Below are 24,477 nucleotides of genomic sequence, written 5' to 3' on the forward strand. Positions count from 1 at the left end.
TTAAAGCGAGTCTCAACCCTCGAAGACACAAAGAAAGGAGAGCTACGACAGATAAGAGCGAGTCTCACCCCCCGAAGACACAAAGATACAAAACCTACGACAGATAACCACCGACACCTAAATCCTCGAAGCCCATTTGTTGCCGCCAGGAAGCCTCCTCTATGCATAGGGACAGCCTCTTTGGCGACTTCCTTCACCCGTTTCTCCAGAAGAAGTCTGCTCCACCACTTTAATCATCAAAAAGCGAAAAACTGCTAAATATTAACCAAAAAAAGTGGGTGCCCCTAGCGTTCGGGACACCCTTTATAGTAGAGAGGTTAATTTTGGGATGAGTAAGATGGCTGAAAACCAATGTACTCAATCAATAAAGAGCCGATCACCTAAACTTTGGGGAGTTCGAAGTGTCATCTTCTCTTTACACGATTATTTTAGCGAGAAAGATTGAAGATGTTATGAAGAAGTTGTGGTGAATTTGTGAAGTTACAAACATCACAGACCACAGATGGTATAGTAAGGGTATGGGGAGTGATCATTCATGAAGATATTATTAGTGGACGATGAACGCAGAATAGTAGAAGTCCTCGAAGCTTATTTAGAGAGAGAAGGCTATGAGATTCATAGCGCTGATAATGGGATAGATGCTTTGAAAAAAGCGAAAACAGTCGAACCTGACCTCATCATACTTGACCTCATGCTGCCTGATATCTCTGGTGAAGAGGTTTGCCGTCTGGTAAGAAAAGAATCAGACGTACCCATTCTTATGCTGACAGCTAAATCGGCGGAAGACGACCGTATAAACGGAATCGTGATGGGGGCTGATGACTATTTAACCAAGCCCTTTAGTCCAAGGGAAGTAGTCGTTCGTGTTCAAGCCATTCTTAGACGCGTCAAAAAGGCAGATAAGGTCGAACGCCTTGTATTTAATGACAATAGGCTTGCCATTGACCTCGTCAAAAAGGAAGTTACCGTAAACGGAGAATATATCACTTTAACACCGATTGAATATAAATTATTAACCAATATGGCCGTCAATCCTGGTCGTGTTTATAGCCGAATGGATTTGCTAGAAAAAATTCAGGATGAAGGCATCTATTATGAAGGCTATGAACGGAGTGTGGATACCCATATTAAAAACCTCCGTAAAAAGATCGAGTTAGATACACGTCAGCCTGACTTTATAGTTACTGTGTTTGGCATGGGCTATAAATTTGGAGGGGTCCTTAATGCTGCAAACACTCCGGTCTAAAATCCTTTTCTATCTAGTCCTTATCTCCATGATTGGCATCTTAATTGTCAGTTTTTTTATCCAGTACGGATTTGAAGAAAGTTTTAATAGTTATTTAGACCGTAACCGTGATAAAAAAATTGATAGAATCATTACCGAAATTGAAAAAGACTATCGGAAAAATGGGCATTTTACCACTGATCCAGTCTATGGGCTTTTGCATGAGAACGCCATGACGGATCAGCTATATTTTCAATTATACGATCGGTTTGGGAAGATGCAGATGGATACCTCTAGTATCCGCGGTATGTTAAATAGCTTTGGATTAACGGAACCGGAGCCAGATAGAGAAAAGTGGCACAGTAAAACCTATACTTTAAAAGTTGACAGTGTTGTAATTGGGAAGCTGGTTGCCATTTACCCAGAAGGCTTAATCGATGATGAATACACATTTATTCAAACCATTCAATTGTATATTTTAGCGGCCGTTTGCTTAACCATTATTCTAGCGATTGTCTTTAGTATGATATTTTCTAAGAAATTAACTTCTGGATTAAAGAAGCTCTCGTTTGCAGCAGGAGAACTGCAGCAGCACAATCTTGATATCCGTATTCCTTTATCAGGTCTTCCGACGGAGGTAAAGCAGATAGCCGTCTCCTTTAATAACTTAGCAGAGTCATTAGCAAAGGAAGAAATGCTGCGGAAGCAATTTACAGGCGATCTTGCTCACGAGCTGCGGACGCCTCTTGCCACCTTAAGAAGTCAAATTGAAGCCTTCCAGGATGGGATTTGGGAGCCGACTCAGCAGCGTTTACAGGTGAGTCATGAAGAGTTAATGCGCTTAGTGAGGCTTGTAAATGAATTAGAAAAACTGCTCGCAGCAGAAAATCCGCAAATAAGACTGGAAAAAATGGAATTAGAAGCAGGGAGTGTCCTAGCAGCTTTATGGGAAATATTTCTGCCTATTTTTAAAGAAAGAGGCGTAGGTTTGCAAATTGAAGAACCTATCCAGGAAGAAATGTTTGAGGCAGATAAAGATCGACTCATGCAAATTTTATCCAATGTCCTGAATAATGCCTTAAAATATACGCCAGAAGGGAAAAGTGTCACGATTTCGGTGGTAACAGACAAAGAAGACTATGTTGGCTTTAAGATTCAAGATGAAGGCTCTGGGATGAGGGAAGAGGATATCCCGCATATCTTTGAACGTTTCTATCGGGGTGACAAATCCCGTGATAGAAAAACAGGCGGCGTAGGGATCGGCCTCTCAATTGTAAAGGCCTTAATGGATGCCCATAAAGGTCTAATTAAAGTTAAAAGCAAGGCGAATAAAGGAACCAGCATTACCTTATGGTTTCCGCAGGAAAAGTAAAGGCCGCTCCGGAATGAACGGCCTTTTTTATGGATTTAATAATTCTTTAATATGGTAAACCTTCCCACTCTCAGGATTTCCTCTTAAAACTAGATTCACTAAGGCGCTAGCAACAGCATCCGTCTCCAATAATAAATTCTTTTCTTTATATTCCTTAAACTTGTCTAGTTCATTAAAGGCATCCTTGGAGGAAGAACGGATGGTTTCTTGCATGTTCGTATCCATGACGCCTGGACTAAAGCCAATAATGGTATTATCCGTTTTCAATTCTGCCTGTTCAATGGCGGCTGTTTGGGTGAACATATTTAACCCGGCCTTTGAACTGCAATAAACACTCCAGCCTTCAATTGAACGGACAGCCGCTCCGGAAGTGACATTGATAACGGTTACTTTTGTGTTAGTTAAATGAGCATTGCTTAAAAATAAATTAGTAATCAGAATGGGTGCGATCAGATTTACTTTTATATTTCGGATGATCGGAGTTTGGTCTAAGTTTCCTACTTTTTGAATCGGTTCGATCACACCTGCGTTATTAAAGAGAAGGATTTCAGTTGGGTTTTTTTCAAAAATGCAGTGGGCAACCTCCATAAAGACCTCTTGAATTTCTTTTTCTAATGAGAGATTGCAAGATATATGTTTATAGTCAATTCCTTTTTCCATTGCAAGCTTACTTAACTGCTTATTCTCTGTCCGAGATACAGAGATGACCGTAATTTGTTCCTGTAAAAGGCGTTTTGCAATACTTTCTCCCAAGCCCTTCGAAGCCCCGGTTATGATGGCAAACTTCATAGAAAACTCCCCCTGAAAGCTAGTTTAATTATGTATATACTATTTTATTCCTCCCTAAAATATTAAGCAAATTTAGAAGTAGATAAAAAATAAGCAGCTTCAAAAAGAAACCGCCAGCGGATTTTTTTACATTAAAATTCCAACAATTTTCCAGGCGTAGAGCCAGAGCTTGTATTACTGCCCGTTATTGCGGGGTAGAATTTTTTCCACTCATTCAGGAAGGATTGGGTAGAAGGGTTAGGATGTTCGAGGACTAAAGGAGTTGGACCTGTCTGCTTCACTTGACCATTCACGATAATGGAAAGCCGATTGGTAAGATAATGAATCTCCATCAAATCATGGCTGACAAACACAGCCGTTGTGCGCGAGTCCTCCATAATTCTCTTGAAATCTTCCATTAAACGGATTTTCGTAGGAAAGTCTAGTGCGGAAAATGGTTCATCAAGAAAAAGAATTTCCGGTTCCACAATCATGGCACGAGCCAGGTTGACCCTTTGTGCCTCACCACCAGATAGATAGAGGGCATTCTTTTTAGCTAAATGACTAATACCAAACAACTCCAGCCAATGATCCACTTTTTCTTTCATAATCGGTTTGGGAACCTTTCTTAGGGTTAAACCAATGGCAATATTTTGATAGACTGTCCCATCTAATAGAAGGGATTGTTGTAAAGCAACGGAGAACTTTCTTCGCAATTCAAGCGGAGCATTACCAATTGAAACAGTTTGCCCCCGGTAAAGAAACTCTCCACTCGATTGTTTTTCCAAAAACGCGAGGAGCTTAAGTAATGTACTTTTTCCAGCCCCATTCGGCCCCATAATGCCGAGAAATTCACCCTCACAAATCTTGAAGGAAGGAATATCAAGAATCGTTTTTTGATGGGCTATATAGGTCATGTTTTTAAGCTCGATTAACGGTTTCAAGATATTCGCTTCCTTTGCTGTAAAAATGTTAAGGCCGCCGTGATTAATAAAGCAACGGACAACAAGATAAAGGAGAGAGCTAAGGCGATGTCAAAGTTTCCTTTCGACACTTCCATAACGATGGTGGTTGTTAAAATGCGGGTATCACCTTGAATATTGCCGCCCACCATCATAGCGGCACCAACTTCGGCAATTACTCGGCCAAAGCCGGCCATGATGGCTGCTAATATCGCCATTTTCAATTGTTTAATTAGAATGAACAAAGTTTGCATTCTTGTTGCCCCAAGTGCCTTAATTTGCAGCAGCATCTTTTCGCTGATTTGCTGGAAAGCAGTACAGGTAAGGCTTGTAACGATGGGCAGGCTGACTAAAACTTGAGCCATGATAATCGCTGCCGGCGAATAGAGCAAGGCGAAATCTCCTAATGGACCAGAACGCCATAGGAGCATCGTAATCCAAAGGCCGGCTACAACTGGAGGCAGCCCTAAACCAATATTAATAAAAATTAAGAGAATTTTGCGTCCTTTGAATCTAGTTAATCCTAGCAGCATACCGAGAGGCAATCCGATGATGGTACTAATTAGAATGGAAATAAGACAGACTTTTAGCGTCAGCCCGGTAATCTCAAACACTTCCTGATCGCCGGAAAAAATCAACTCTATTGCTTTTTTCAGTCCATCTAATAGTAAGTCCATAACATCATGCCCCCAGGTGTTTCATTCAAAGTTTAACAAGAGGCGGACTCATTTAAGAGACCGCCCTGCATTTATTTTATTCGGTATATTTAATGAATAAGGATCTGCCAAATTCTTTTTTACCAAAGTTCTCAATCACATCTTGTGTTTTTGGATCTATCATAAAGTCTACAAACTTTTTAGCATCTTTACTATTCACTTTATCATGTTTTTCTGGATTTACTTCCATAACATGATAAATATTCATTAAATCTTTGCCGCCTTCCACGACAATTTTTAAAGTATCAAGGTTTTTGGATTGGGCAAGCCATGTAGCGCGGTCCGTTAAGACATATCCTTTTTTCTCTGCAGCCACTTGTAAGGTTTGTCCCATCCCTTGTCCGGTTGAAACATACCAAGTACCCGCAGGTTTAATATTTGCAGTTGTCCAGATTGCTAATTCCTTTTTATTTGTTCCAGAGTCATCACCACGAGAAATGAAAGTGGCTTGGGTTTCGGCTAATTTTTTAAAGGCAGTCACAATATCATCACCGCTAACGCCAGCTGGATTTTCCTTAGGTCCTACTAAAACAAAATCATTGTACATCACACGCTTATAGTTAATCGCATCACCTGCATCCACGACAGTTTTCTCAGCAGCTGGAGCGTGTACAAGCAGGGCATCTGCTTCGCCCTTAGTACCCATTGCTAATGCCTCGCCAGTACCGACAGCAATCACTTTTACCTTGACATTATTTTGTTTTTCAAACATAGGGATAATCACATCTAATAAGCCGCTATCCTGTGTACTTGTTGTAGTGGCAAGAATCATTTCGGTAGGTGCCGGTTTAGCAGCTGTCTTTTTCTCCTTAGCAGCGGTATCCTTTGTATTGGTGTTTCCACAAGCTGATAAAACTAGAAGCATCAAAGCAAATAAGGCGATAACTAAACGATTTTTCTTCATATAAGTTCCTCCGTTTGACTAGTTTGATAGATAATTTTTCCTAAATCCTGAACTGAATAACCTTCTAAATTTGTCAGGCTATCTTTGAAGCTCGCAGACTGTAAAAAATGGATTAAATCCAGTAAATGCTGCTTGTTTTCTGGTGTAAAACGAAAAACAAGATCAAACTTTTCTTGTGCTACTGGCACAAACTCCAAACCTAAGTGGCTGGCGGCGGATTGAATGCCGAATGTTACATCAGCCATGCCTCGATTTATGTAGGAAGCAGCAGATAAATGGTTCCATTCTTCATTGCTGTACCCATTAATCATATTTGGATGGATTCCGTGATGCGAAAGCTTGGAATCTAGCAAAAATCTTGTTCCGGCCCCTTTTTGACGGTTAACAAACTGCACATCTTTCCTCGTGAGGTCAGTAAAATCAGAGATGTTTTTTGGATTGCCCTTTGCGACAATGAATCCTTGCTGTCTGTCCGCAAATCTCATGACAGCAATATTTTCATAGACAAAAAGCTGATGGATAAAAGGCAGATTATACTCTTGTGAAGCCGGATCTAAGAGATGAATTGCCGCAATATCGCATTGGCCACGGTAAAGCATCATTAAACCTTCCAAACTGCCGATAAAGGAAGGCTGAATTTGCACATTTAAAGCGCTTCCAGCTTGTTTAGCAAAATGCTCAACAAGAAAATCATGGCTGCCTGAAAGACGAATGGGTGCCGAGGGTATCATGTTAATGCTTGGAGCATCTGTAGTTTTCTTTGTTGGTGCTTTCATGCTTTCTTTATAACGTTCAAGTTCAGCATGCTCGATTCTCATTTTGTTTCCTATCTTAAAGGCTTGTAGATCCCCCCTTTTGATTAGCTCATAAACCGTATGCTTTGAGATTTGAAAAATTTGTGCCACCTCATCGGGAGTATAGGCCCTTTCGTCCATTGTTCACCCTCCTTTTTCCAGTTTTTATTCTATTAAAAGAGTATCATAATAGATGTAACTTTTGTTAAGTTATGTAAAGTTTCGTTAGGTTTTGTTTAGAATTGTCATGAATTGTTCAGAAAGGAACTAAGTGTTCCCTCAAAAATCGATACCTGTCTAGCTGCAGCGCCTAGGAAAAAATGAACTACTTTTTTCCCTAATCAAGGCGCTTACGCATTTTATATTCACATTTTCTTCACAAACGTCACGTTTTGTTCATTCGTGAGCAAGAAGATTTGATGTAGTATTGTATTTAGAAGGAAAATTTCTGGGCAAAAGGAAGGGATGTAAATGTCGAAACTTTTGTATATTACAGCAAACCCTAAAAATGATATAAAGCGATCAAAAGGGATGCAGATCGGGGAAGTATTTTTAGAGGAGTTTAAGGCTGCCCAGCCGGATGTGGAAATCGAGCGCTGGCACCTATATGATATGGATATTCCTGATATTGACATGGATCTTTTATATGCACGGGCTAAATTGTCATTTATGGGCTATACAAAAGAGCAATTATCAGACACAGAGCGGACCAAACTTGAAAAAATGCACGACCTTGCTGACCGCTTTATTGCCGCTGATTATTATGTATTTGTTACGCCAATTTGGAATCTCGGTGCTCCATCCATTTTGAAAAAATTTATTGATAATCTATTTATTGTGGAAAAAACTTTTACAAATACCCCAGAAGGTCCTAAGGGGCTGTTAACTGGTCGAAAAGCCATTCATATTCAAACACGCGGCGGCATCTATTCTTCTGGACCAATGGTTGACTTTGAATTTGGCGATCGTTATTTACGCAAGGTGTTCCAATTCCTTGGTTTCGATAGCTTAGAGACCATTGTGGCAGAGGGAATGGATCATTTTCCAAAACAAATTCCAGAAATTATGGCCAAAGCAAAAGAACAGGCAGCCGAAGCAGCTAGAGAAATGGCAAGAGAAATCGTTACTATAAAATAGAAAAATGCGACTCGTTGATGAGTCGCATTTTTTTATGGTCCATCTCCTGCGTCCCGGAGCCTTCTTAAAATCTACCTGTAAATTGAAAGAATAGGACCAGGATGCCTAATGCCCAAACATAAATCGCAAATGGCTTTAAGGAATGATTCTTTAAGTAGCCGATCATCCATCTAACCGCTACATACCCGAAAAGGGCAGAGGCAGCAATACCAACCAGTAAGGCCGAAAGGGAAATCGCTTCACCTTGTCCTTCTAGTAAATCCTTTGTCTGCAAAACAATTGCACCGGCAATCGCTGGTGTTGACAAAAGGAAAGAAAAGTAAGCAGCTGTTTCCCGATCTAATTTACGCCACAGCGCCGCAACAATCGTCATACCTGAACGAGAAATGGCTGGCATGATGGCAACCGCCTGAAAAGTACCAATAATGAAGGCATCCTTATAGCTGATATCGTCCATTTTCTTATAACCATTTTTCGCTGAATCCGCAAGCCACAGAAATAATCCCGTAATTAAAAATTCCCAGCCAATCGTCACACCTGTTTTCGAAATCTCATCAATATAATCTTTAAAAGCAAGACCAAATACGACAGCAGGAATGGTTCCGACAATTAAGAGAAAAGTTAGTTTGCTGAACGGCTTTTTGAGTATTTTGATAAACTCGTCCTTATAAAAGACAAATACAGCCAGTAATGTCCCGACGTGCAGCATGGTATCGAGCAAAAGCCCCGCTTCTTGAAGTCCGAATAAATTTCTTCCTAGGTAAAGATGGCCAGTACTGCTGATAGGTAAAAATTCGGTTAACCCTTGGATAATGCCGAGGACTAGTGCTTCCAGTTTTGTTAACATACGCTCCCTCTCATTCTAAAATAATCTAGGCCTGTACACTTATGAATATGCAAAAAAATACTAATTCATGAAATCCTCTTCTATTTTAGGTGGTATCTGGTAAATAGGTCAACGGAAATATCGCTGGCTGCAATCAAAATAAGTGCAAACTAAAGGTTATCTCCCATAAAATAGATATATAACTGTCCTGAGAGGAGAACGCGTTTTGGAAAATTCTCATCTTCATTTTAATACGTCTATCGGTGTCAAGAAGCCAGAAAATATTCGAAACAAAGAACAGGCCTGCCCTTTCTGTGAAAGAGACCAACTCACAAACCTTATTGATGTGGATGGCCCCATTATTCTTCTAAAAAATAAATATCCTGTTTTAGAAAATGCCTATCAGACCGTATTAATTGAAACAGACGATTGCCATGGCGATCTATCAACCTATACAAAAGAGCATCTCCATCGCTTGATTCGGTTCGGACTTAAACATTGGCTTGAGATGGAGGAGACGGGCCAGTACCGCTCGGTTATTTTTTTCAAAAATCATGGTCCGCTGTCGGGAGGGACGATTGCGCATCCACATATGCAAATTGTCGGTTTACATGATATAGATTATCGAGAAAAGGCATCCCATGACATGTTCGAGGGTCTCGTCATTGCCGAGCGCAACGGTGTCAGGTTTACCTTGTCAACAAAACCACGCGTCGGCTTTTATGAGTTTAATGTCGAGATGGAGGATATCGGTTATAGGCAAGAGTTTGCGGAGTATATTCAAAAGGCCGTTCACTATATCCTGAATCATTTTCCTTTTAAAGCCACAAGCTATAATGTCTTTTTTAATCATATCGATCACAAAATTTATGCAAAAATCGTTTCTCGTTTTGTAACCACTCCCCTTTATATTGGCTACGGAATTCCTCAGGTCCCAAATAATTTGGAATGGATGGCAGAAGAGGTAAGAAGAATTTATTTTCCATCATGTAAATAAAACCAGCAGCCGGTTATAAGTTGAGATTTGTTGTTTTTCAAAATATAATGGAGGAATGGACAAGTTTTTTGTAAGGTGGAACGAATATGACTTCAAATAGCAATACAACTTCAAAACTTGATTACAGTCTCGTTTTTATATTAATCTTACTTTTTCTAGCGAGCTGTTTTGCGATTTATAGTGCCCAAGCGAGCGGGCAGTATAAGGAGAACTTTTTAATCAAGCAAATCGTCTGGTATGTTGTTGGGGCCGGTATTGTAACAATGGTTATGACCCTGGATTCAGATCAATTGAAAAAATTAACTTGGTACGCCTACGGGTTTGGTATACTTTTGCTCGGTTTTTTAATTGTTGCACCGGCAAGTATTGCCCCGGTCATTAATGGAGCCAAAAACTGGTTTGTGCTTCCAGGGGTTGGCTCGATTCAGCCTTCTGAGTTTGTTAAAATTTTTATTATCCTGGCTCTTTCACGTGTCATTGATCAGCACCATTTAAAAAATCCAGTTAAAACACTGCAAACAGATTTTTGGCTTTTAATTAAAATGGGTATTGTCACGATGGTTCCGTTAGGATTGATTATTAAGCAGGACTTGGGGACTTCGCTAGTTTTCTTGGCCATTTTACTTGGAATGATTTTTATTTCTGGGGTTTCTTGGAAAATATTAGTGCCGATTTTTTCGTTCGGAATTATTTTAATTGGCATGATATTTTATTTTGTTCTTTGGAATCCGGCTGTTTTAGAAAAGTATCTTGGGGTTGGTGAATATCAGCTTCGCCGTATTTACTCTTGGCTCGATCCTTATAGCTACGAGGGTACGGATGCTTATCAGCTGACCAAATCCTTACTTGCTATCGGCTCAGGTCAAACAGGCGGTAAAGGCTTTGGTAATCGGGAAGTTTATTTGCCTGAAAGCCAGACAGACTTTATCTTTAGTGTCGTTGGTGAGGAATATGGTTTTATTGGTTCGAGTGTTTTAATCAGTTTGTTTTTCTTATTGATTTACCATATTACGAAGGTTGGTATGGAAACAAAGAATAATTTTTATACGTACATTTGTGTTGGTGTCATCAGTATGATTACATTTCACGTGTTCCAAAACATTGGCATGACCATTGGCGTTCTGCCGATTACCGGTATCCCGCTGCCGTTTATCAGCTACGGGGGAAGTGCTTTGATGGGGAACATGATGGCACTGGGATTAATCTTTTCGATTCGATATCATTATAAAAAGTATATGTTTTCGACTACGGCATAAAAAGAGCGACTCGGTTCGCTCTTTTTTTCTTTTTTGCAATTCCGGGTTGCGAGATTAATTCAGAAGTCGCGGAAAAAACGCAAAAAAGCGCGGAATTATCACTCAAGTCCGCGGAAATAATCCAGAAGTTGGCGGTAAAAACACAAAAAAAGTGCGGAATTATCATCCAAGTTCGCGGAATCAACAAATAAACAGCCAAGCCGAAGGGCGGATTGCGGAAATAATCTAGAAGTCGGCGGGAAAAAAGGAAAGTATGCGGAAATAATCCAGAAGTTGGCGGAAAAAACACAAAAAAGCGCGGAAAAATCACTCAATTCCGCGGAATCAACCCAATTATCAGAAGCAGCCCACCAATGTCCGCGCTAAAATATTTCCAAAACACAAAAAAGGACCACCTTCATCCTCAGGAAGGCAGTCCAATGTCCAATCCGTATTATTTTTTCAAAAAGACCTTTTCAATATCATCCAGCATCAGGTTAGCTGCTAGCACCCCGCCGGCTGTATTCCAAATCGTGTCACTTACCTTATGAACCTCCCCCTTCTTAGCGACCTCTAAGTTCCTGAATAATGGGTCAGCAATCCACTCTTTCTCCAATTCCGAGCCTTTGCCATCACCCGTTTCATACGTGAAATAGAAGAGGATATCACCATCCATTGCCGGAACCCTTTCCTTCGTAACATTTCGCTCAGCAAAATCATCTACATTCTGACTGTCTGGACGGGCAAAACCAAGATCACTTAAAATAACCCCTGAAAAAGTATCCTTATGATAAATCCTGACCTCACCAGCCATAAAACGAACCATAGAGACCTTCATCTGTAATTGATCCCCAAGTTTTTTCTTTAGACCAGCAATACGAGAATCATAGCTTTGGATAACCTCGTTACCTTTATCTACTTTATTCAGCGCCTTAGCATATAATTGAAAGTTTTCCTTCCAGTCGCCCCGAAGAGTCTCAGCAAAAACAGTCGGAGCAATCGCACTTAACTGCTCATAAATCTTTTCTTGGCGCATTTTATTTCCAATAATCAAATCCGGCTTCAATGCAGCAATGGCTTCTACGTTTACTTCACTCTCCGTACCGACCACTTTGACATTTTTCATTTTATCAGCAATATGTTCATACCAAGGGTTTCCGGTAAACGATTGAACGGCCCCAACCGGTTTAACACCTAATGCTAAAAGAGCTTCGGTCCCTTCATTTGTGAGAATTACCACACGTTTTGGGTTCCCTTTAATAGTTGTAGACCCCATTGCATGCTCAACCGTATAACTTTTTTCCTCGGTTTTCTTTGGTTCTGTACTTGTTTTCTCCTCGGTACCGCCACAGGCAGCTAATAAGAAAATAGCTAGGATCGAGAAGAGTGAGAAAATCCTTTTGATTGCTTTCATTTTGTATGTATCCCCCTTGAAAATAATTGATAATGATTATCATTTACATCATAAAATGCCTGCAGCACCCATGTCAATAGCTAATTGAAAATGATTATCAAAATCATTGACAATCATTATCAATAACAGATAGACTAATAGAAAAAGAGGTGGAAAGGGTTTCAAATCAATGTTTCTAAAAAGTACTACGTTCAAATGGGCAGGATTTATAGGCGCAGCACTTGTCATGCTTCTGTTAATGGGCGCAAGTGTAATCTATGGTTACACAGATACCAGTGTACAGACAGCAATCGATGCTTTTAAAAATTACAATGGCTCGAACGAACATATTATTATCAAAACCGTTAGAGTTCCGAGGGCATTCATAGCTGCCGCAGTAGGGGCAAGCCTAGCAATTGCCGGGACACTCATGCAAACCTTAACGAAGAATCCACTGGCCTCGCCGGGAATATTTGGAATCAATGCGGGGGCTGGCTTTTTCGTGGTAGCCGCCGTTAGCTTATTTACCGTAAACGATTTACAAGCATACAACGGCCTAGCTTTCCTTGGTGCAGCAATTGCAGCGATCAGTGTCTATGGGATTGGATCCTTTGGACGAGAAGGGTTTACACCCATGAAGCTTACCCTTGCAGGTGCAGCAATTTCAGCGATGTTTTCATCCTTCACACAAGGATTACTCGTAATGGATGAAGCCGCCTTGGAGCAGGTACTGTTTTGGCTGGCAGGATCTGTTCAAGGTAGAAAGCTTGAAACACTTGAAGCCGTGTTACCATATATGACAATTGGCTGGGCGGGGGCTTTTTTGATTGCCGGAAAAATGAATATCCTGTCTATGGGGGAGGATGTTGCAAAAGGGCTTGGTTTGCATACAGGACTTGTTAAAATCACCATTGGGGGATTGGTCATTCTTTTGGCAGGAGGTTCCGTAGCAGTTGCCGGACCAATCGGCTTTGTGGGGATTGTCATTCCGCATGTTACCAGGGCCATCTTCGGAATCGATCATCGCTGGGTGATCCCCTTATCCGGAATCTTTGGTGCCATTCTGTTACTTACAGCCGATATAGCGGCTAGATATATCCTGATGCCATCAGAAGTACCTGTCGGGGTCATGACCGCCATCATTGGAACTCCATTCTTTATTTATATCGCGAGAAGGGGGTTCAATGGCCGATGAGCAAATATAAAAATTTCCGCCCGCTCAAGGGCAAAATGTCTTTTTTAATTGATCGAAAGGCAGCTTTATTACTTCTAATCCTGCTGCTTGTCACGTTTATCGTGTTGGTGATCAGTACAGGAATTGGGGATATGAAGATTAACCCGTTAACGGTGGTAAAAGTATTATTTGGCGGGGGTCCGGAAATGGAGAAGCTGATTATTACCTCATTTCGCCTGCCAAGAATTATTGTTGCCTTAATGGTTGGAATGTCTTTAGCTGTAGCAGGAGGTATATTACAAGGAATGATCCGCAACCCACTTGCCTCGCCGGACGTCCTCGGGATAACAGGGGGTGCCGCGGTTGCCGTTGTTGCTTTTTTAGCTGTTTTTAGCGATAAAAATAATGCTTTAATCGTCAGCATTGCTTGGTTGCCATTAGCGGCGTTTTTAGGAGCGGGGATTGTTGCCTTTTTAGTTTATATCTTAGCCTGGAAAAATGGTGTTTCACCGATAAGATTAGTGTTAATTGGCATAGGGATTTCAACCTTAATGCAGGCTTTAACCACCTTAATGATGATCATGGGTCCCATCTATCAAGCAGCTCAAGCAAATATCTGGATTACGGGTACCGTCTATGGATCAAATTGGAAAAATGTGGCCACCTTAGTCCCGTGGACTGTTATTTTCCTCATTATCGCTTTTATTGCGGCACGAATCATAAATATCCAAGAGTTGGGCGATGAAGTGGCTGCCGGACTTGGCGGCAAGGTCCAAAAGCAGCGGTTCCTGCTATTGATGATTAGTACAGCCTTGATTGGCAGCTCGGTAGCTTTTGCTGGAGGCATTGGGTTTGTCGGCTTAATGGCACCCCACATGGCCAGGAGATTAGTCGGCTCCTCGTTTGGTGCATTACTGCCAACGGCTGCTTTATTGGGAGGCATGCTAGTAATGATTGCTGATTTAATCGGCCGAACGTTGTTTTCGCCATTAGAGGTGCCTGCTGGGGTATTTACTGCGGGAATAGGTGCACCCTATTTTATTTACCTGCTTTTTAAAACAAGAAATGTTTAACATATCTGCTACGCGAAAATAAAGGAGTTGGCAAGATGAAGAACGCAATTGAAACGAAAAATTTATCTCTTTCATACGGTGAAAATCTTATTATTAAAGAACTGGATTTAGAGATACGGAAGGGCGAGATAACCGTATTTATCGGAGGGAACGGCTGCGGAAAATCCACGCTTCTACGTTCAATTGCCCGTCTCTTAAAGCCGAAATCCGGCGGTATTTTACTTGAAGGTAAGGCCATCGCGAAGCTTCCTACAAAAGAAATTGCTAAAAAAATGGCCATCCTCCCACAATCACCGGCAGCACCAGAAGGACTAACCGTCCTTCAGCTTGTTAAACAAGGCCGGTATCCGCATCAATCATGGTTAAAACAGTGGTCAGAGGAAGACGAAAAAAAGGTAAATGATGCCCTAAAGGCGACACGTCTTGATCATTTAAAAGAAAGAACAGTGGACTCTCTATCAGGCGGTCAGAGACAGCGGGCCTGGATTGCGATGACCTTAGCGCAGGATACGGACATCATTTTATTGGATGAACCGACCACCTATTTAGATATGACTCATCAAATTGAAATTCTTGATTTGCTATTTGAGTTAAACGAATTCAAAAATAGAACGGTTGTTATGGTCCTTCACGACCTGAATCTAGCCTGCCGATATGCTCATCATATTGTCGCCATGAAGGACCAAAAGGTTTACGCCCAGGGTGCACCAGAGCATGTGATAACCGGAAGTCTAGTAAAACATGTATTTGATATGGACTGCGAAGTAACCATTGATCCATTATTTGGCACACCACTATGTATTCCATATGGAAAAGGGAGACGGATCCTGAATAAGGCGGTTGCAATGAATGGGTAGCAAAATGAGAGTTGAGGAACTTGCCCAACTGCAAAAATACAGATTTAAGCCAGAATTGACGAATAGCATTAATGTTATCGATCTACTGAACGATGTATTCCTGCAGGACTTTTTTAAAAAATTGGCTAATATAATGGGAGCAAGAAATGAAAAAGCAGCGGCCTCAATTTTTATCAAACGTTATGCCTTTGTTGCTGTCATGTCGCTTTATACGATGACGGCATGGAATAAAAAGCTGGATGTGTCACTTCATAATCTAAAAATGGAAGCTCCAGAACCGGGGAAGGATTGGCTTTCTTCTTTTTCATTAGTGGATGATACCCTTCAAAACTGGGACGGGAAGAATCGACAAAAGTGGCGTGAAGAAATTGTAAACAATCTCTTTGCAAAAAACATTGATATCCTGATTAATAAATTAGCAAATATAGCTGGTATTCCGAGGTTAATCCTGTGGGAAAATATCGCCGTTTACCTATTTTGGCTGTATGAAACAGAGTTAAAAGAACATGAGAGTGCTAATGTTTTGGAAGACTTCACTTATTTACTTTTTGAGGGCGAAGGGCCCTTATTTGGCGCCTATAACCAAAATCCATTGCAAAGATACTATGGGGATAAAACAAATATGGTAAAATGGAACAATGAGGTACGGATAAGAAATACGTGCTGTTTTTCTTATCAATTACAAGCAGGGAAACGGTGTAAAACCTGCCCATGTACGCAAATTGCCATGGATGGAAGGTGTCAAGATGGAGAAGGAATTTACTGCTCAGTTCGAAGCGCTGCTCGAAAAATATAGTGAACTCCTTGTAGGCGAAAGCAGTGAAGGAACAAAAGAAAAGGTAAAGGCTTGGGCGTTATACACCCACATTGCCAAGTCCATGCCTGCCTTAGCCAAGCACTGGAACGGACTGTATCCCGATGCAAAGGAAGAAATGAAGCTGATTATTAATGAGATTAAACAGCTAAACGAGCAGCATAGAAATACGAATAAATAATAAGAAAACGGCCATGCACGAACATGGCCGTTTTGCTTATATTTGATCGTCAGATTGATTGTTCTGAGTTGGTTTGTATGTCTGAGTAGTTTGATTATCTGATTGTTTAGCTTGGTTATTAATATCTGTCATATCATTTTCTTCGCCAAACTCTGTTGCGTAATTAGGCTGACCAACGTTTTGACGTGTTGTATCTGTCTCAGACTCGCCGATACGAGCAAATAATAATGGGATGCAGGCAAGTCCGCTCAACCCAACAAGACTATAAATAATTCTTGATAAAGCTGAATCTTGTCCTCCAAAAAGGGCCGCAACTAAATCAAATTGAAAGAAACCAATTAGTCCCCAATTAATCGCCCCTATAATGACTAAAAATAAGGCAATTCTTGATAATGTTTTCATACATTCTCACCTCCTGAAACTAAATGAAGATATCGCATTTAGCATGTGTAAAATCAGCTGTTATAATTCTTGCATTAAAAAACAAAACAGGCTGAAATCCCAGCCTGTTTTGACTGCCTAGCGCTTATACTGGCTATTTTGGCTGTTTTGTTTGTCAGTGTTTTGTTCTTCATTCCCTGGGCCGGCATTGCCTTTAACACTGGCAGCACTTACAGCCGCTTTGGAAGGATTCTTTTTCACTCTCGCCATTCATATCACCTCATGAATAGGATGCCCATCCGAGCCAAAATATGATGCTGACAATTTGTGTGCAAAAAAATTTTAAAATTCCGCGTTTATTGATTGCACAAATTTTCAAAATATTTTATATTAAATAGTAGCAGGACTCATTTCTAAATGAATTTTTTTTGCTATAAAAATGAATGAGTATTCATTCAAAATTTAAGGGGGAGACAATGTTGAACCAATTGATTAAAAAAGCAGCTGTCCTTGGATCCGGAGTTATGGGCTCGGGAATCGCTGCCCACTTAGCAAATATCGGGATCCCGACACTGTTACTGGATATCGTGCCAAGGGATTTAACGAAAGAAGAAGAAGCCAAAGGACTTACAATAGCTGATAAACCGGTTCGTAATCGCATCAGCACACAAAATATCCAAAAACTTTTAAAGCAAAAGCCTGCACCACTCACCTCTAAAAAGAATCTCACCCTCATTGAAGCAGGTAATCTCGAAGATGATTTAGTTAAACTGAAGGACGTTGATTGGGTCATCGAAGTGGTCGTCGAAAACCTTAACGTAAAAAAACAGGTTTTTGAAAAAGTTGACCAATACCGCAAACCGGGAAGCATTGTCAGCTCGAATACCTCAGGAATTTCTGTTGAAGCAATGGTGGAAGGACGTTCCGATGATTTTAAAAAGCATTTTCTCGGTACACACTTCTTTAATCCGCCGCGTTATTTAAAATTACTCGAAGTCATCCCAACTCAATATACGTCGCCAGAAGTACTTTCATTCATGAAAACATTTGGTGAGGATGTCCTGGGAAAAGGTGTTGTAGAAGCCAAGGATACCCCGAACTTTATTGCCAACCGCATTGGCACTTATGGACTCCTTGTTACCGTTAGGGAAATGTTAAAGGCGGGCCTAAGTGTCGGAGAAGTAGATTCGATCACTGGTCCTTTAATCGGCCGGGCAAAAAGCGCCACCTTCCGTACACTTGATGTGGTCGGATTAGACACTTTTTATCATGTGGCTGGTAATGTTCATGAACAGGTCGAGGGTAAAGAAAAAGAAGTTTTTGAAATCCCTGCCTTCCTTAAATTGATGGTCGAAAAAGGCTGGCTTGGCAGCAAGTCTGGTCAAGGGTTCTTTTTGAAAAAAGGAAAAGAAATACTTGAGCTGGATCCAAGTACATTGGAATACGGACCGCGTAAAAAATTATCAACCCCAGCGGTTGAATTAGCGAAGCAGGAAAAAGGCACAGCCAATAAGTTGAAAGCGCTTGTATACGCGGATGACAAAGCCGGCCAATTTTTATGGAATACATTCACGGAATCCTTCGTATACTCTGCACAGCTATTAGGTGTCATTGCCGATGATATTGTGGCCATTGACCAGGCGATGAAATGGGGCTTTGGCTGGGAAATGGGACCATTTGAAGCATGGGATAGCATTGGTGTGGAAAAATCGGTACAAAAGTTGAGGTCGGCAGGCGTAGCAGTACCTGTTTGGGTGACTGACATGCTTGAAAAAGGTCATACCTCTTTCTACTTAGAAGAAAATGGTGAACAGTTCTATTATCATAACGGTCAATATCGACTCGTCGAAACCAATCCAAAAGTGATTGACTTGAAAAAAGTGAAGAAACAAAAAGGCGTCATTAAAAAGAACAGCGGCGCAAGTTTAATTGATATCGGTGATGGAGTGGCCCTGTTGGAGTTCCATTCGCTAAACAATGCGATTGGTCTTGATATCGTCCAAATGATCAATTACGCAGTGGATGAAGTCGAGAAAAATTATAAGGGTCTTGTCATCGGCAACCAGGGGAAAAACTTCTGTGTTGGGGCAAACCTCGCGATGATGTTGATGGAAGTGCAGGACGACAATATTTATGAGTTAGATCTAATTGTCCGCCACCTCCATAGCGCCTTGTTAAAAGTGAAGTACAGCTCCAAGCCGGTAGTGGCCGCTCCATTCGGAATGACACTTGGCGGCGGTGCCGAGGTATGTCTGCCTGCAGCCCATATTCAAACTTCATCCGAAACCTACATGGGTCTAGTCGAGGTAGGGGTCGGCCTGCTTCCTGGCGGAGGCGGAAACAAAGAATTATACATGAAGCACTTAGCAAACCTGCCTAACGGCGTTCCATTTGATTTGCAAAATATCGCCAATAAGGTGTTCGAAACCATTGCGACCGCAAAAGTTTCTACATCCGCCGAAGAAGCACGAGAAAATAATTTCTTGAGTGCGTCCGATGGCATTAGCTTTAACAGTGATCATCTTATTTATGATGCAAAACAGGCTGTACTTTCTTTACATGAACAGGGGTATAAACCGCGAGTCCGCCGCAAAGTTCCGGTAGTAGGGGAAACAGGCTATGCCACCCTATTGCTTGGGGCAGAAGCGATGCGTTTATCTGGCTATATCTCAGAACACGACCTCAAAATTGCAAAAAAGATTGCGTATGTCATTGCAGGCGGCCGCGTTCCATTTGGAACAGAAGTAGATGAGCAATACCTCTTAGATTTAGAAAGAGAAGCTTTCTTAAGTCTGATTGCCGAGCCAAAATCGCAGCAGCGTATGCAGCACATGCTGGTAAAAGGGAAACCGTTAAGAAACTAATACTAGATTAAGAGAAAGTGAGGGAGATGGCATGAGAGAAGCAGTGATTGTAGCCGGGGCAAGGACCCCGGTCGGTAAGGCAAAAAAAGGAACGCTCGCAAATGTTCGTCCAGATGACTTAGGAGCTTTAGTAGTAAAAGAAACATTAAAGCGTGCCGGAAACTATGAAGGAAACATTGATGACTTAATTATCGGCTGTGCGATGCCGGAAGCGGAGCAGGGAAACAATATGGCCCGCAATATTGGAGCATTAGCAGGCCTGCCATACACAGTCCCAGCGATTACAATTAATCGGTTCTGCTCATCCGGCCTGCAGGCCATCGCCTATGCTGCCCAGGGAATTATGCTGGGTCATACGGATACCGCTATTGCTGGCGGAGCCGAATCGATGAGCATGATTCCGATGATGGGGCATGTTGTACGTCCAAACATTAAACTTGCGGAAACAGCACCGCAGTACTACATGGGAATGGGCCACACAGCAGAACAGGTCGCCCAAAAGTATGGTATTTCCCGTGAAGACCAAGATGCATTTGCGGTCCGCAGTCATCAGCGTGCAGCAAAAGCGATTGCGGAAGGGAAATTTGTTGATGAAATTGTACCAGTAGATGTAACCATTCGTACGGTTGGCAATGACAATAAACTTGTGGAAAAAACAATCCAGTTTTCAATGGATGAAGGGGTTCGTCCGGATACCAATTTAGAAATACTTGCGAAGCTCCGTCCAGCATTTTCCGTAACGGGATCTGTAACCGCCGGTAATGCTTCACAAACAAGTGACGGGGCGGCAGCTTTGATGTTGATGGACCGTGAGAAGGCAGAAGCACTAGGTCTAAAACCGCTGGCGAAATTCCGCTCGTTTGCCGTAGGAGGAGTCCCGCCTGAAATTATGGGTGTCGGCCCAGTAGTAGCCATTCCAAAAGCGGTTAAGCTCGCAGGATTGGAATTATCGGATATTAAATTATTTGAATTAAATGAAGCCTTTGCATCCCAGTCATTGCAAGTGATTCGGGAGCTTGGCCTTAATGAAGAAATCGTAAACGTAAATGGCGGTGCGATTGCTCTTGGACATCCACTTGGCTGTACAGGAGCAAAACTAACGCTCTCTTTAATTCACGAGTTGAAACGCCGTAACGAACAATTTGGCGTCGTGACAATGTGTATCGGCGGAGGAATGGGAGCAGCCGGAGTATTTGAATTATTGTAAAAAACGAATAGGAGGAATAATAATGACTGAAACAAAAAAGGTTGTCAAAGGTGGAAGCTTTTTAGTTGAGGATCTTTCCTATCAAGATATCTTTACTCCAGAGGATTTTACAGAAGAGCATTTAATGATTGCACAAACGGCTTCAGACTTTGTAGAAAAAGAAGTGGCTCCACAGCTCGAACAACTAGAAAATCATGAGTTTGATCGTACGGTTAAGCTATTAAAGAAAATGGGCGGGCTTGGCTTATTAGCGGTTGACGTTCCAGAGGAGTTTGAAGGCTTAGGTTTAGATAAAATCACTTCATCCCTGATAACGGAGAAAATGGCGGGTGCAGGCGGATTCTCCCTTTCTTATGGTGCACATGTTGGAATCGGCTCTCTTCCAATTGTATTATTTGGAAATGATGAACAGAAGAATAAATACTTACCTGCCCTTGCATCCGGAGAAAAAATTGCCGCTTATGCCTTAACGGAGCCAGGTTCCGGTTCAGATGCATTAGGTGCTAGAACCACAGCAAAATTAAATGTTTCGGGAACTCATTATATTCTAAACGGTGAAAAGCAATGGATTACCAATGCTGGTTTTGCGGATGTATTTGTCGTTTATGCAAAAATCGATGGTGAGCACTTCACTGCATTTATTGTAGAAAAAGATTTCCCTGGCGTATCAACGGGTGCGGAAGAAAAGAAAATGGGCATCAAGAGTTCTTCTACTCGTACATTGATTTTAGAGGATGTTGCGGTTCCTGTTGAAAATTTATTAGGAGAGTATGGAAAAGGCCATGTAATTGCCTTTAACATCTTAAACATCGGCCGTTACAAATTGGCAGTCGGCGGTGTCGGCGGTTCTAAGAAAGCATTTGAGATGACAGTCAAATATGCCAATGGCCGTAAACAATTTAAAACAGCTATTTCTCAATTCAATTTAACAAAAGAAAAATTTGGGACAATGGCTTCAAAAATTTATGCAGCTGAAAGCTCCGTTTACCGCACGATTGGTTTATATGAAGAAAATCAAGGTAAGCTGTCTACCGAATATGCAAAGGATCTAAAAAAGGTGGCAACTGCAATTGCAGAGTATGCCATCGAATGCTCGGTGAACAAATTCTTCGCAAGTGAAGTATTATCCTATGTAGTCGATGAAGGCGTCCAAATCCACGGCGGTTATGGCTTCATGCAGGAATATCCGATTGAAAGAGCCTATCGTGATGCCCGGATTAACCGGATTTTTGAAGGAACCAATGAGATTAATCGACTGCTTGTACCAGGAACACTTGTCAAAAAAGCATTAAAAGGTGAGCTTCCTCTATTCCAAAAAGCATTAGCACTTCAAGAGGAATTAATGATGTTAATGCCAGAAGAGCCTGGTGATGAGCCATTAGCACAAGAAAAATACTTGGTAAGAAATGCAAAGAAAATTGCCTTATTGGCGTCCGGTTTGGCTGCTCAGAAATTTGGTAAGGCACTAGAAAGAGAACAAGAAATCTTAGCTAATATTGCGGATATCGTTTCAAACGTATATGCGATGGAATCGGTTGTGCTGCGCACCGAAAAGGCTATTGCAAAAGACGGCTTAGAAAAGAGCAAGCAGAAGCTTCTCTATACTCAAATCTTCTGCCAAGAAGCTTTTAATGAAATTGAAGCAACAGCCAAAGAATCACTGGTAGCGATTGAACAGGGTGATACGCTGCGAATGATGTTAACATCTCTTCGCAAGTTTACTCGTCACCAGCCGATCAATGTGATTGCTAAAAAACGCGAAGCTGCCGACGTAGTGATTGAAGCTGAGCGCTACATTATCTAAATATCTGGAGCCCTTCGTTTTTTGGGGCTCCATTATATTTTTAAAGAAAGAAGGAAATTATACAAAAGGTGTCGAATTTTACCTATTGGAGTGCGGTCTATTAGAAGTTTAGAAGGCTGTATGATAAAATTTTTATGAATGAAAAGGATAGGACGGTGAAGACCATTGGCTTTAACCTTTTACTGGTATCCAAAATGCGGCACATGCCGTAACGCAAAGAAATGGCTGGATGCACATCATCTTTCCTATGAAGAAGTACATATTGTCGAGCAGCCCCCATCACGAGATCAGTTGCAGGAGCTTTATGAAAAAAGCGGCTTGGAATTAAAGAAATTTTTCAATACAAGTGGTTTAAAATATCGTGAATTAGGGATTAAAGATAAAATGAAGACAGCAACTGAGGCTGAATTGCTCGATTTGCTTGCCTCTGATGGGATGTTAATCAAAAGGCCGATCCTGACGGATAGCGAGCACGTTACCGTTGGTTTTAAAGAAGAAGAGTTTGAAAAAACTTGGCTCTAACTTCTAAACAAAGGTAAATTTTATATAAACACAGGAGGGATTTTGCATATGAGTACACCAAAAGATTTTCGTTATTCTGAAGAACATGAATGGGTAAAGATTGAAGGAGAAAAAGTCCGAATTGGGATTACCGACTTTGCACAGCATGAATTAGGCGATATCGTTTTTGTTGAACTTCCTGAGATTGGTGCGGAATTAACAGTTAACGAACCATTCGGAAGTGTTGAATCAGTCAAAACCGTTTCTGAGCTTTATGCCCCTGTCAGCGGTAAAGTTGTCGAAATCAACGAAGACCTAAGTGACAACCCTGAGTTTGTCAACGAGTCTCCATATGAAAAAGCATGGATGATTGTTATTGAACCATCGAATGTAAGCGAAGTAGACAACTTAATGACTTCTGAACAATATGAAGAAATGACTAAAGAAGATTAATCTGTTGTAAAGCACCTATTTTATGGGTGCTTTTTCTCTTAAATTTCCACTCCTTTTCTTGTCAGGCAGGGACAGACTAATCCTAAACCATATTGAAGAGGGTGGAAGTAAATGACATTAAACCAACAAAAGATTGATGTGACCGACCGAGTGATCGGAAAATTAAAAAATGGTGAAATTGAACTGTTTCTTGAAAATACAGCCATTGGTAAAATAAAGCTTTCTGACCAGATGCAAGTAGAACTGGATCATCATTTTGAAGCGGAACAACAAAAAATTTATCAGCATGTAACCGTTACTGAACAGCCGAATGCCAAGTATACCGACTGTGATGATGGTGGATGGTGTTAACATATTTTCAAGCATATGCCTATTTCTTAGCGGACAATCATGTTATAGTTAACTTACTAAGAAGATGGTACACGAAATAAGTATTTTAGAATATGTTAACATAAACAACTTTATATTACAGGTGATGGGATATGAATGATTCGTATGTTGACAAAGTTCTTATTGTCGAAGGAAAATCCGATAAAAATAAGGTTAAGCATATTGTAAAGGAACCTGTAGAAATTATTTGTACAAATGGGACCATCAGCCATTCCAAACTTGAGGAATTGATTGAGTTTCTTGAGGATAAGGATGTTTATATTCTTGTGGATGCAGATGATTCAGGTGAGAAACTTCGCAAACAATTTAAACGTGAATTTCCCCATGCGGAACATTTGTACATTGACCGGATGTATCGGGAGGTAGCGACCGCACCTGAACACCACCTGGCCATGGTCCTATTAGGGGCAAATATTGATGTGCATGCCGAGTATTTAGAAATGAGTTAA

Annotated in this window: 26 protein-coding genes; 17 read left to right on the forward strand and 9 right to left on the reverse strand. The window is 41.2% G+C overall.

Features of this window, described 5'->3' with window-relative positions; all coding sequences use genetic code 11:
* Window positions 1-535 precede the first annotated feature (535 nt).
* Both V7266_RS27130 and V7266_RS27135 read left to right on the forward strand, forming a co-directional pair.
* A complete protein-coding gene (locus V7266_RS27130; protein WP_335472329.1) occupies window positions 536-1,246 on the forward strand; it encodes a response regulator transcription factor in 711 nt (236 codons plus the stop codon).
* Window positions 1,224-2,597, forward strand: a complete 1,374-nt coding sequence (locus tag V7266_RS27135; RefSeq protein ID WP_335472330.1) for a HAMP domain-containing sensor histidine kinase — start codon at window positions 1,224-1,226, stop codon at window positions 2,595-2,597. The genes V7266_RS27130 and V7266_RS27135 overlap by 23 nt, the downstream gene beginning before the upstream one ends.
* Before the next feature lie 27 nt (window positions 2,598-2,624).
* On the opposite strand, the gene V7266_RS27140 is transcribed toward V7266_RS27135, so the two are convergent.
* From V7266_RS27140 to V7266_RS27160, 5 genes are all read right to left on the reverse strand, one after another.
* Window positions 2,625-3,386, reverse strand: coding sequence for a (S)-benzoin forming benzil reductase (locus V7266_RS27140; RefSeq protein ID WP_335472331.1), 762 nt, complete (start codon window positions 3,384-3,386; stop codon window positions 2,625-2,627).
* Between the two features lie 131 nt (window positions 3,387-3,517).
* Window positions 3,518-4,309: an ABC transporter ATP-binding protein gene (locus V7266_RS27145; RefSeq protein WP_335472332.1), complete on the reverse strand. Its 792-nt coding sequence runs from the start codon at window positions 4,307-4,309 to the stop codon at window positions 3,518-3,520.
* Window positions 4,306-5,004: an ABC transporter permease gene (locus tag V7266_RS27150; protein ID WP_335472333.1), complete on the reverse strand. Its 699-nt coding sequence runs from the start codon at window positions 5,002-5,004 to the stop codon at window positions 4,306-4,308. The genes V7266_RS27145 and V7266_RS27150 overlap by 4 nt, the downstream gene beginning before the upstream one ends.
* Before the next feature lie 76 nt (window positions 5,005-5,080).
* A complete protein-coding gene (locus V7266_RS27155) occupies window positions 5,081-5,947 on the reverse strand; it encodes a substrate-binding domain-containing protein (protein WP_335472334.1) in 867 nt (288 codons plus the stop codon).
* Window positions 5,944-6,882: a helix-turn-helix transcriptional regulator gene (locus V7266_RS27160; protein ID WP_335472335.1), complete on the reverse strand. Its 939-nt coding sequence runs from the start codon at window positions 6,880-6,882 to the stop codon at window positions 5,944-5,946. The genes V7266_RS27155 and V7266_RS27160 overlap by 4 nt, the downstream gene beginning before the upstream one ends.
* A gap of 330 nt (window positions 6,883-7,212) precedes the next feature.
* Here V7266_RS27160 and V7266_RS27165 point away from each other — a divergent pair, with 330 nt between their 5' ends.
* Window positions 7,213-7,878, forward strand: a complete 666-nt coding sequence (locus tag V7266_RS27165; RefSeq protein ID WP_335472336.1) for an FMN-dependent NADH-azoreductase — start codon at window positions 7,213-7,215, stop codon at window positions 7,876-7,878.
* A gap of 64 nt (window positions 7,879-7,942) precedes the next feature.
* On the opposite strand, the gene V7266_RS27170 is transcribed toward V7266_RS27165, so the two are convergent.
* The gene (locus V7266_RS27170; protein WP_335472337.1) at window positions 7,943-8,725 is read right to left on the reverse strand and encodes an undecaprenyl-diphosphate phosphatase; all 783 of its coding nucleotides are present in this window, start codon (window positions 8,723-8,725) and stop codon (window positions 7,943-7,945) included.
* Between the two features lie 205 nt (window positions 8,726-8,930).
* Here V7266_RS27170 and V7266_RS27175 point away from each other — a divergent pair, with 205 nt between their 5' ends.
* Window positions 8,931-9,701: a DUF4931 domain-containing protein gene (locus V7266_RS27175; protein WP_335472338.1), complete on the forward strand. Its 771-nt coding sequence runs from the start codon at window positions 8,931-8,933 to the stop codon at window positions 9,699-9,701.
* An 86-nt stretch (window positions 9,702-9,787) separates the two neighbouring features.
* On the forward strand, window positions 9,788-10,957 hold the full coding sequence (locus V7266_RS27180) for an FtsW/RodA/SpoVE family cell cycle protein (protein ID WP_335472339.1): 1,170 nt from the start codon (window positions 9,788-9,790) through the stop codon (window positions 10,955-10,957).
* A gap of 433 nt (window positions 10,958-11,390) precedes the next feature.
* On the opposite strand, the gene V7266_RS27185 is transcribed toward V7266_RS27180, so the two are convergent.
* Window positions 11,391-12,350 (reverse strand): ABC transporter substrate-binding protein, encoded by a 960-nt coding sequence (locus V7266_RS27185; protein ID WP_335472340.1) that lies wholly within the window; start codon window positions 12,348-12,350, stop codon window positions 11,391-11,393.
* A gap of 169 nt (window positions 12,351-12,519) precedes the next feature.
* On the opposite strand from V7266_RS27185, the gene V7266_RS27190 reads away from it, so the two are divergent.
* From V7266_RS27190 to V7266_RS27210, 5 genes are read left to right on the forward strand one after another with little or no spacing between them, the layout of a single operon-like run.
* Entirely contained in the window at window positions 12,520-13,524 is a 1,005-nt protein-coding gene (locus V7266_RS27190; RefSeq protein ID WP_335472341.1) for a FecCD family ABC transporter permease, read from the forward strand.
* The gene (locus tag V7266_RS27195; protein ID WP_335472342.1) at window positions 13,521-14,576 is read left to right on the forward strand and encodes a FecCD family ABC transporter permease; all 1,056 of its coding nucleotides are present in this window, start codon (window positions 13,521-13,523) and stop codon (window positions 14,574-14,576) included. The genes V7266_RS27190 and V7266_RS27195 overlap by 4 nt, the downstream gene beginning before the upstream one ends.
* A gap of 35 nt (window positions 14,577-14,611) precedes the next feature.
* Entirely contained in the window at window positions 14,612-15,433 is an 822-nt protein-coding gene (locus tag V7266_RS27200; RefSeq protein ID WP_335472343.1) for an ABC transporter ATP-binding protein, read from the forward strand.
* Window positions 15,426-16,229: an IucA/IucC family C-terminal-domain containing protein gene (locus tag V7266_RS27205; RefSeq protein WP_335472344.1), complete on the forward strand. Its 804-nt coding sequence runs from the start codon at window positions 15,426-15,428 to the stop codon at window positions 16,227-16,229. The genes V7266_RS27200 and V7266_RS27205 overlap by 8 nt, the downstream gene beginning before the upstream one ends.
* Entirely contained in the window at window positions 16,180-16,428 is a 249-nt protein-coding gene (locus V7266_RS27210) for a YusU family protein (RefSeq protein ID WP_335472345.1), read from the forward strand. The genes V7266_RS27205 and V7266_RS27210 overlap by 50 nt, the downstream gene beginning before the upstream one ends.
* A 36-nt stretch (window positions 16,429-16,464) precedes the next feature.
* On the opposite strand, the gene V7266_RS27215 is transcribed toward V7266_RS27210, so the two are convergent.
* Entirely contained in the window at window positions 16,465-16,830 is a 366-nt protein-coding gene (locus V7266_RS27215) for a DUF378 domain-containing protein (protein WP_335472346.1), read from the reverse strand.
* Between the two features lie 117 nt (window positions 16,831-16,947).
* The gene (locus V7266_RS27220) at window positions 16,948-17,079 is read right to left on the reverse strand and encodes a YuzL family protein (protein WP_335472347.1); all 132 of its coding nucleotides are present in this window, start codon (window positions 17,077-17,079) and stop codon (window positions 16,948-16,950) included.
* A 206-nt stretch (window positions 17,080-17,285) separates the two neighbouring features.
* Here V7266_RS27220 and V7266_RS27225 point away from each other — a divergent pair, with 206 nt between their 5' ends.
* The 7 genes from V7266_RS27225 to V7266_RS27255 all read left to right on the forward strand — a co-directional run bounded on the left by V7266_RS27225 (window position 17,286) and on the right by V7266_RS27255 (window position 24,477).
* Window positions 17,286-19,673 carry a 3-hydroxyacyl-CoA dehydrogenase/enoyl-CoA hydratase family protein gene (locus tag V7266_RS27225; protein WP_335472348.1) on the forward strand — a complete coding sequence of 796 codons (2,388 nt, stop codon included), beginning with the start codon at window positions 17,286-17,288 and terminating at the stop codon, window positions 19,671-19,673.
* A 31-nt stretch (window positions 19,674-19,704) separates the two neighbouring features.
* Entirely contained in the window at window positions 19,705-20,880 is a 1,176-nt protein-coding gene (locus V7266_RS27230) for an acetyl-CoA C-acetyltransferase (RefSeq protein WP_335472349.1), read from the forward strand.
* 22 nt (window positions 20,881-20,902) lie between these two features.
* Window positions 20,903-22,684, forward strand: a complete 1,782-nt coding sequence (locus V7266_RS27235; RefSeq protein ID WP_335472350.1) for an acyl-CoA dehydrogenase family protein — start codon at window positions 20,903-20,905, stop codon at window positions 22,682-22,684.
* Window positions 22,685-22,849: 165 nt separating this feature from the next.
* Window positions 22,850-23,206 carry an arsenate reductase family protein gene (locus V7266_RS27240; RefSeq protein WP_335472351.1) on the forward strand — a complete coding sequence of 119 codons (357 nt, stop codon included), beginning with the start codon at window positions 22,850-22,852 and terminating at the stop codon, window positions 23,204-23,206.
* 48 nt (window positions 23,207-23,254) lie between these two features.
* A complete protein-coding gene (gene gcvH, locus V7266_RS27245; protein ID WP_335472352.1) occupies window positions 23,255-23,638 on the forward strand; it encodes a glycine cleavage system protein GcvH in 384 nt (127 codons plus the stop codon).
* Window positions 23,639-23,749: 111 nt separating this feature from the next.
* The gene (locus V7266_RS27250) at window positions 23,750-23,989 is read left to right on the forward strand and encodes a YusG family protein (RefSeq protein WP_335472353.1); all 240 of its coding nucleotides are present in this window, start codon (window positions 23,750-23,752) and stop codon (window positions 23,987-23,989) included.
* Window positions 23,990-24,120: 131 nt separating this feature from the next.
* A complete protein-coding gene (locus V7266_RS27255) occupies window positions 24,121-24,477 on the forward strand; it encodes a toprim domain-containing protein (RefSeq protein WP_335472354.1) in 357 nt (118 codons plus the stop codon).

Origin of the sequence: Neobacillus drentensis (assembly GCF_036965645.1) — a bacterium.
GTDB lineage: Bacteria > Bacillota > Bacilli > Bacillales > Cytobacillaceae > Neobacillus > Neobacillus drentensis_D.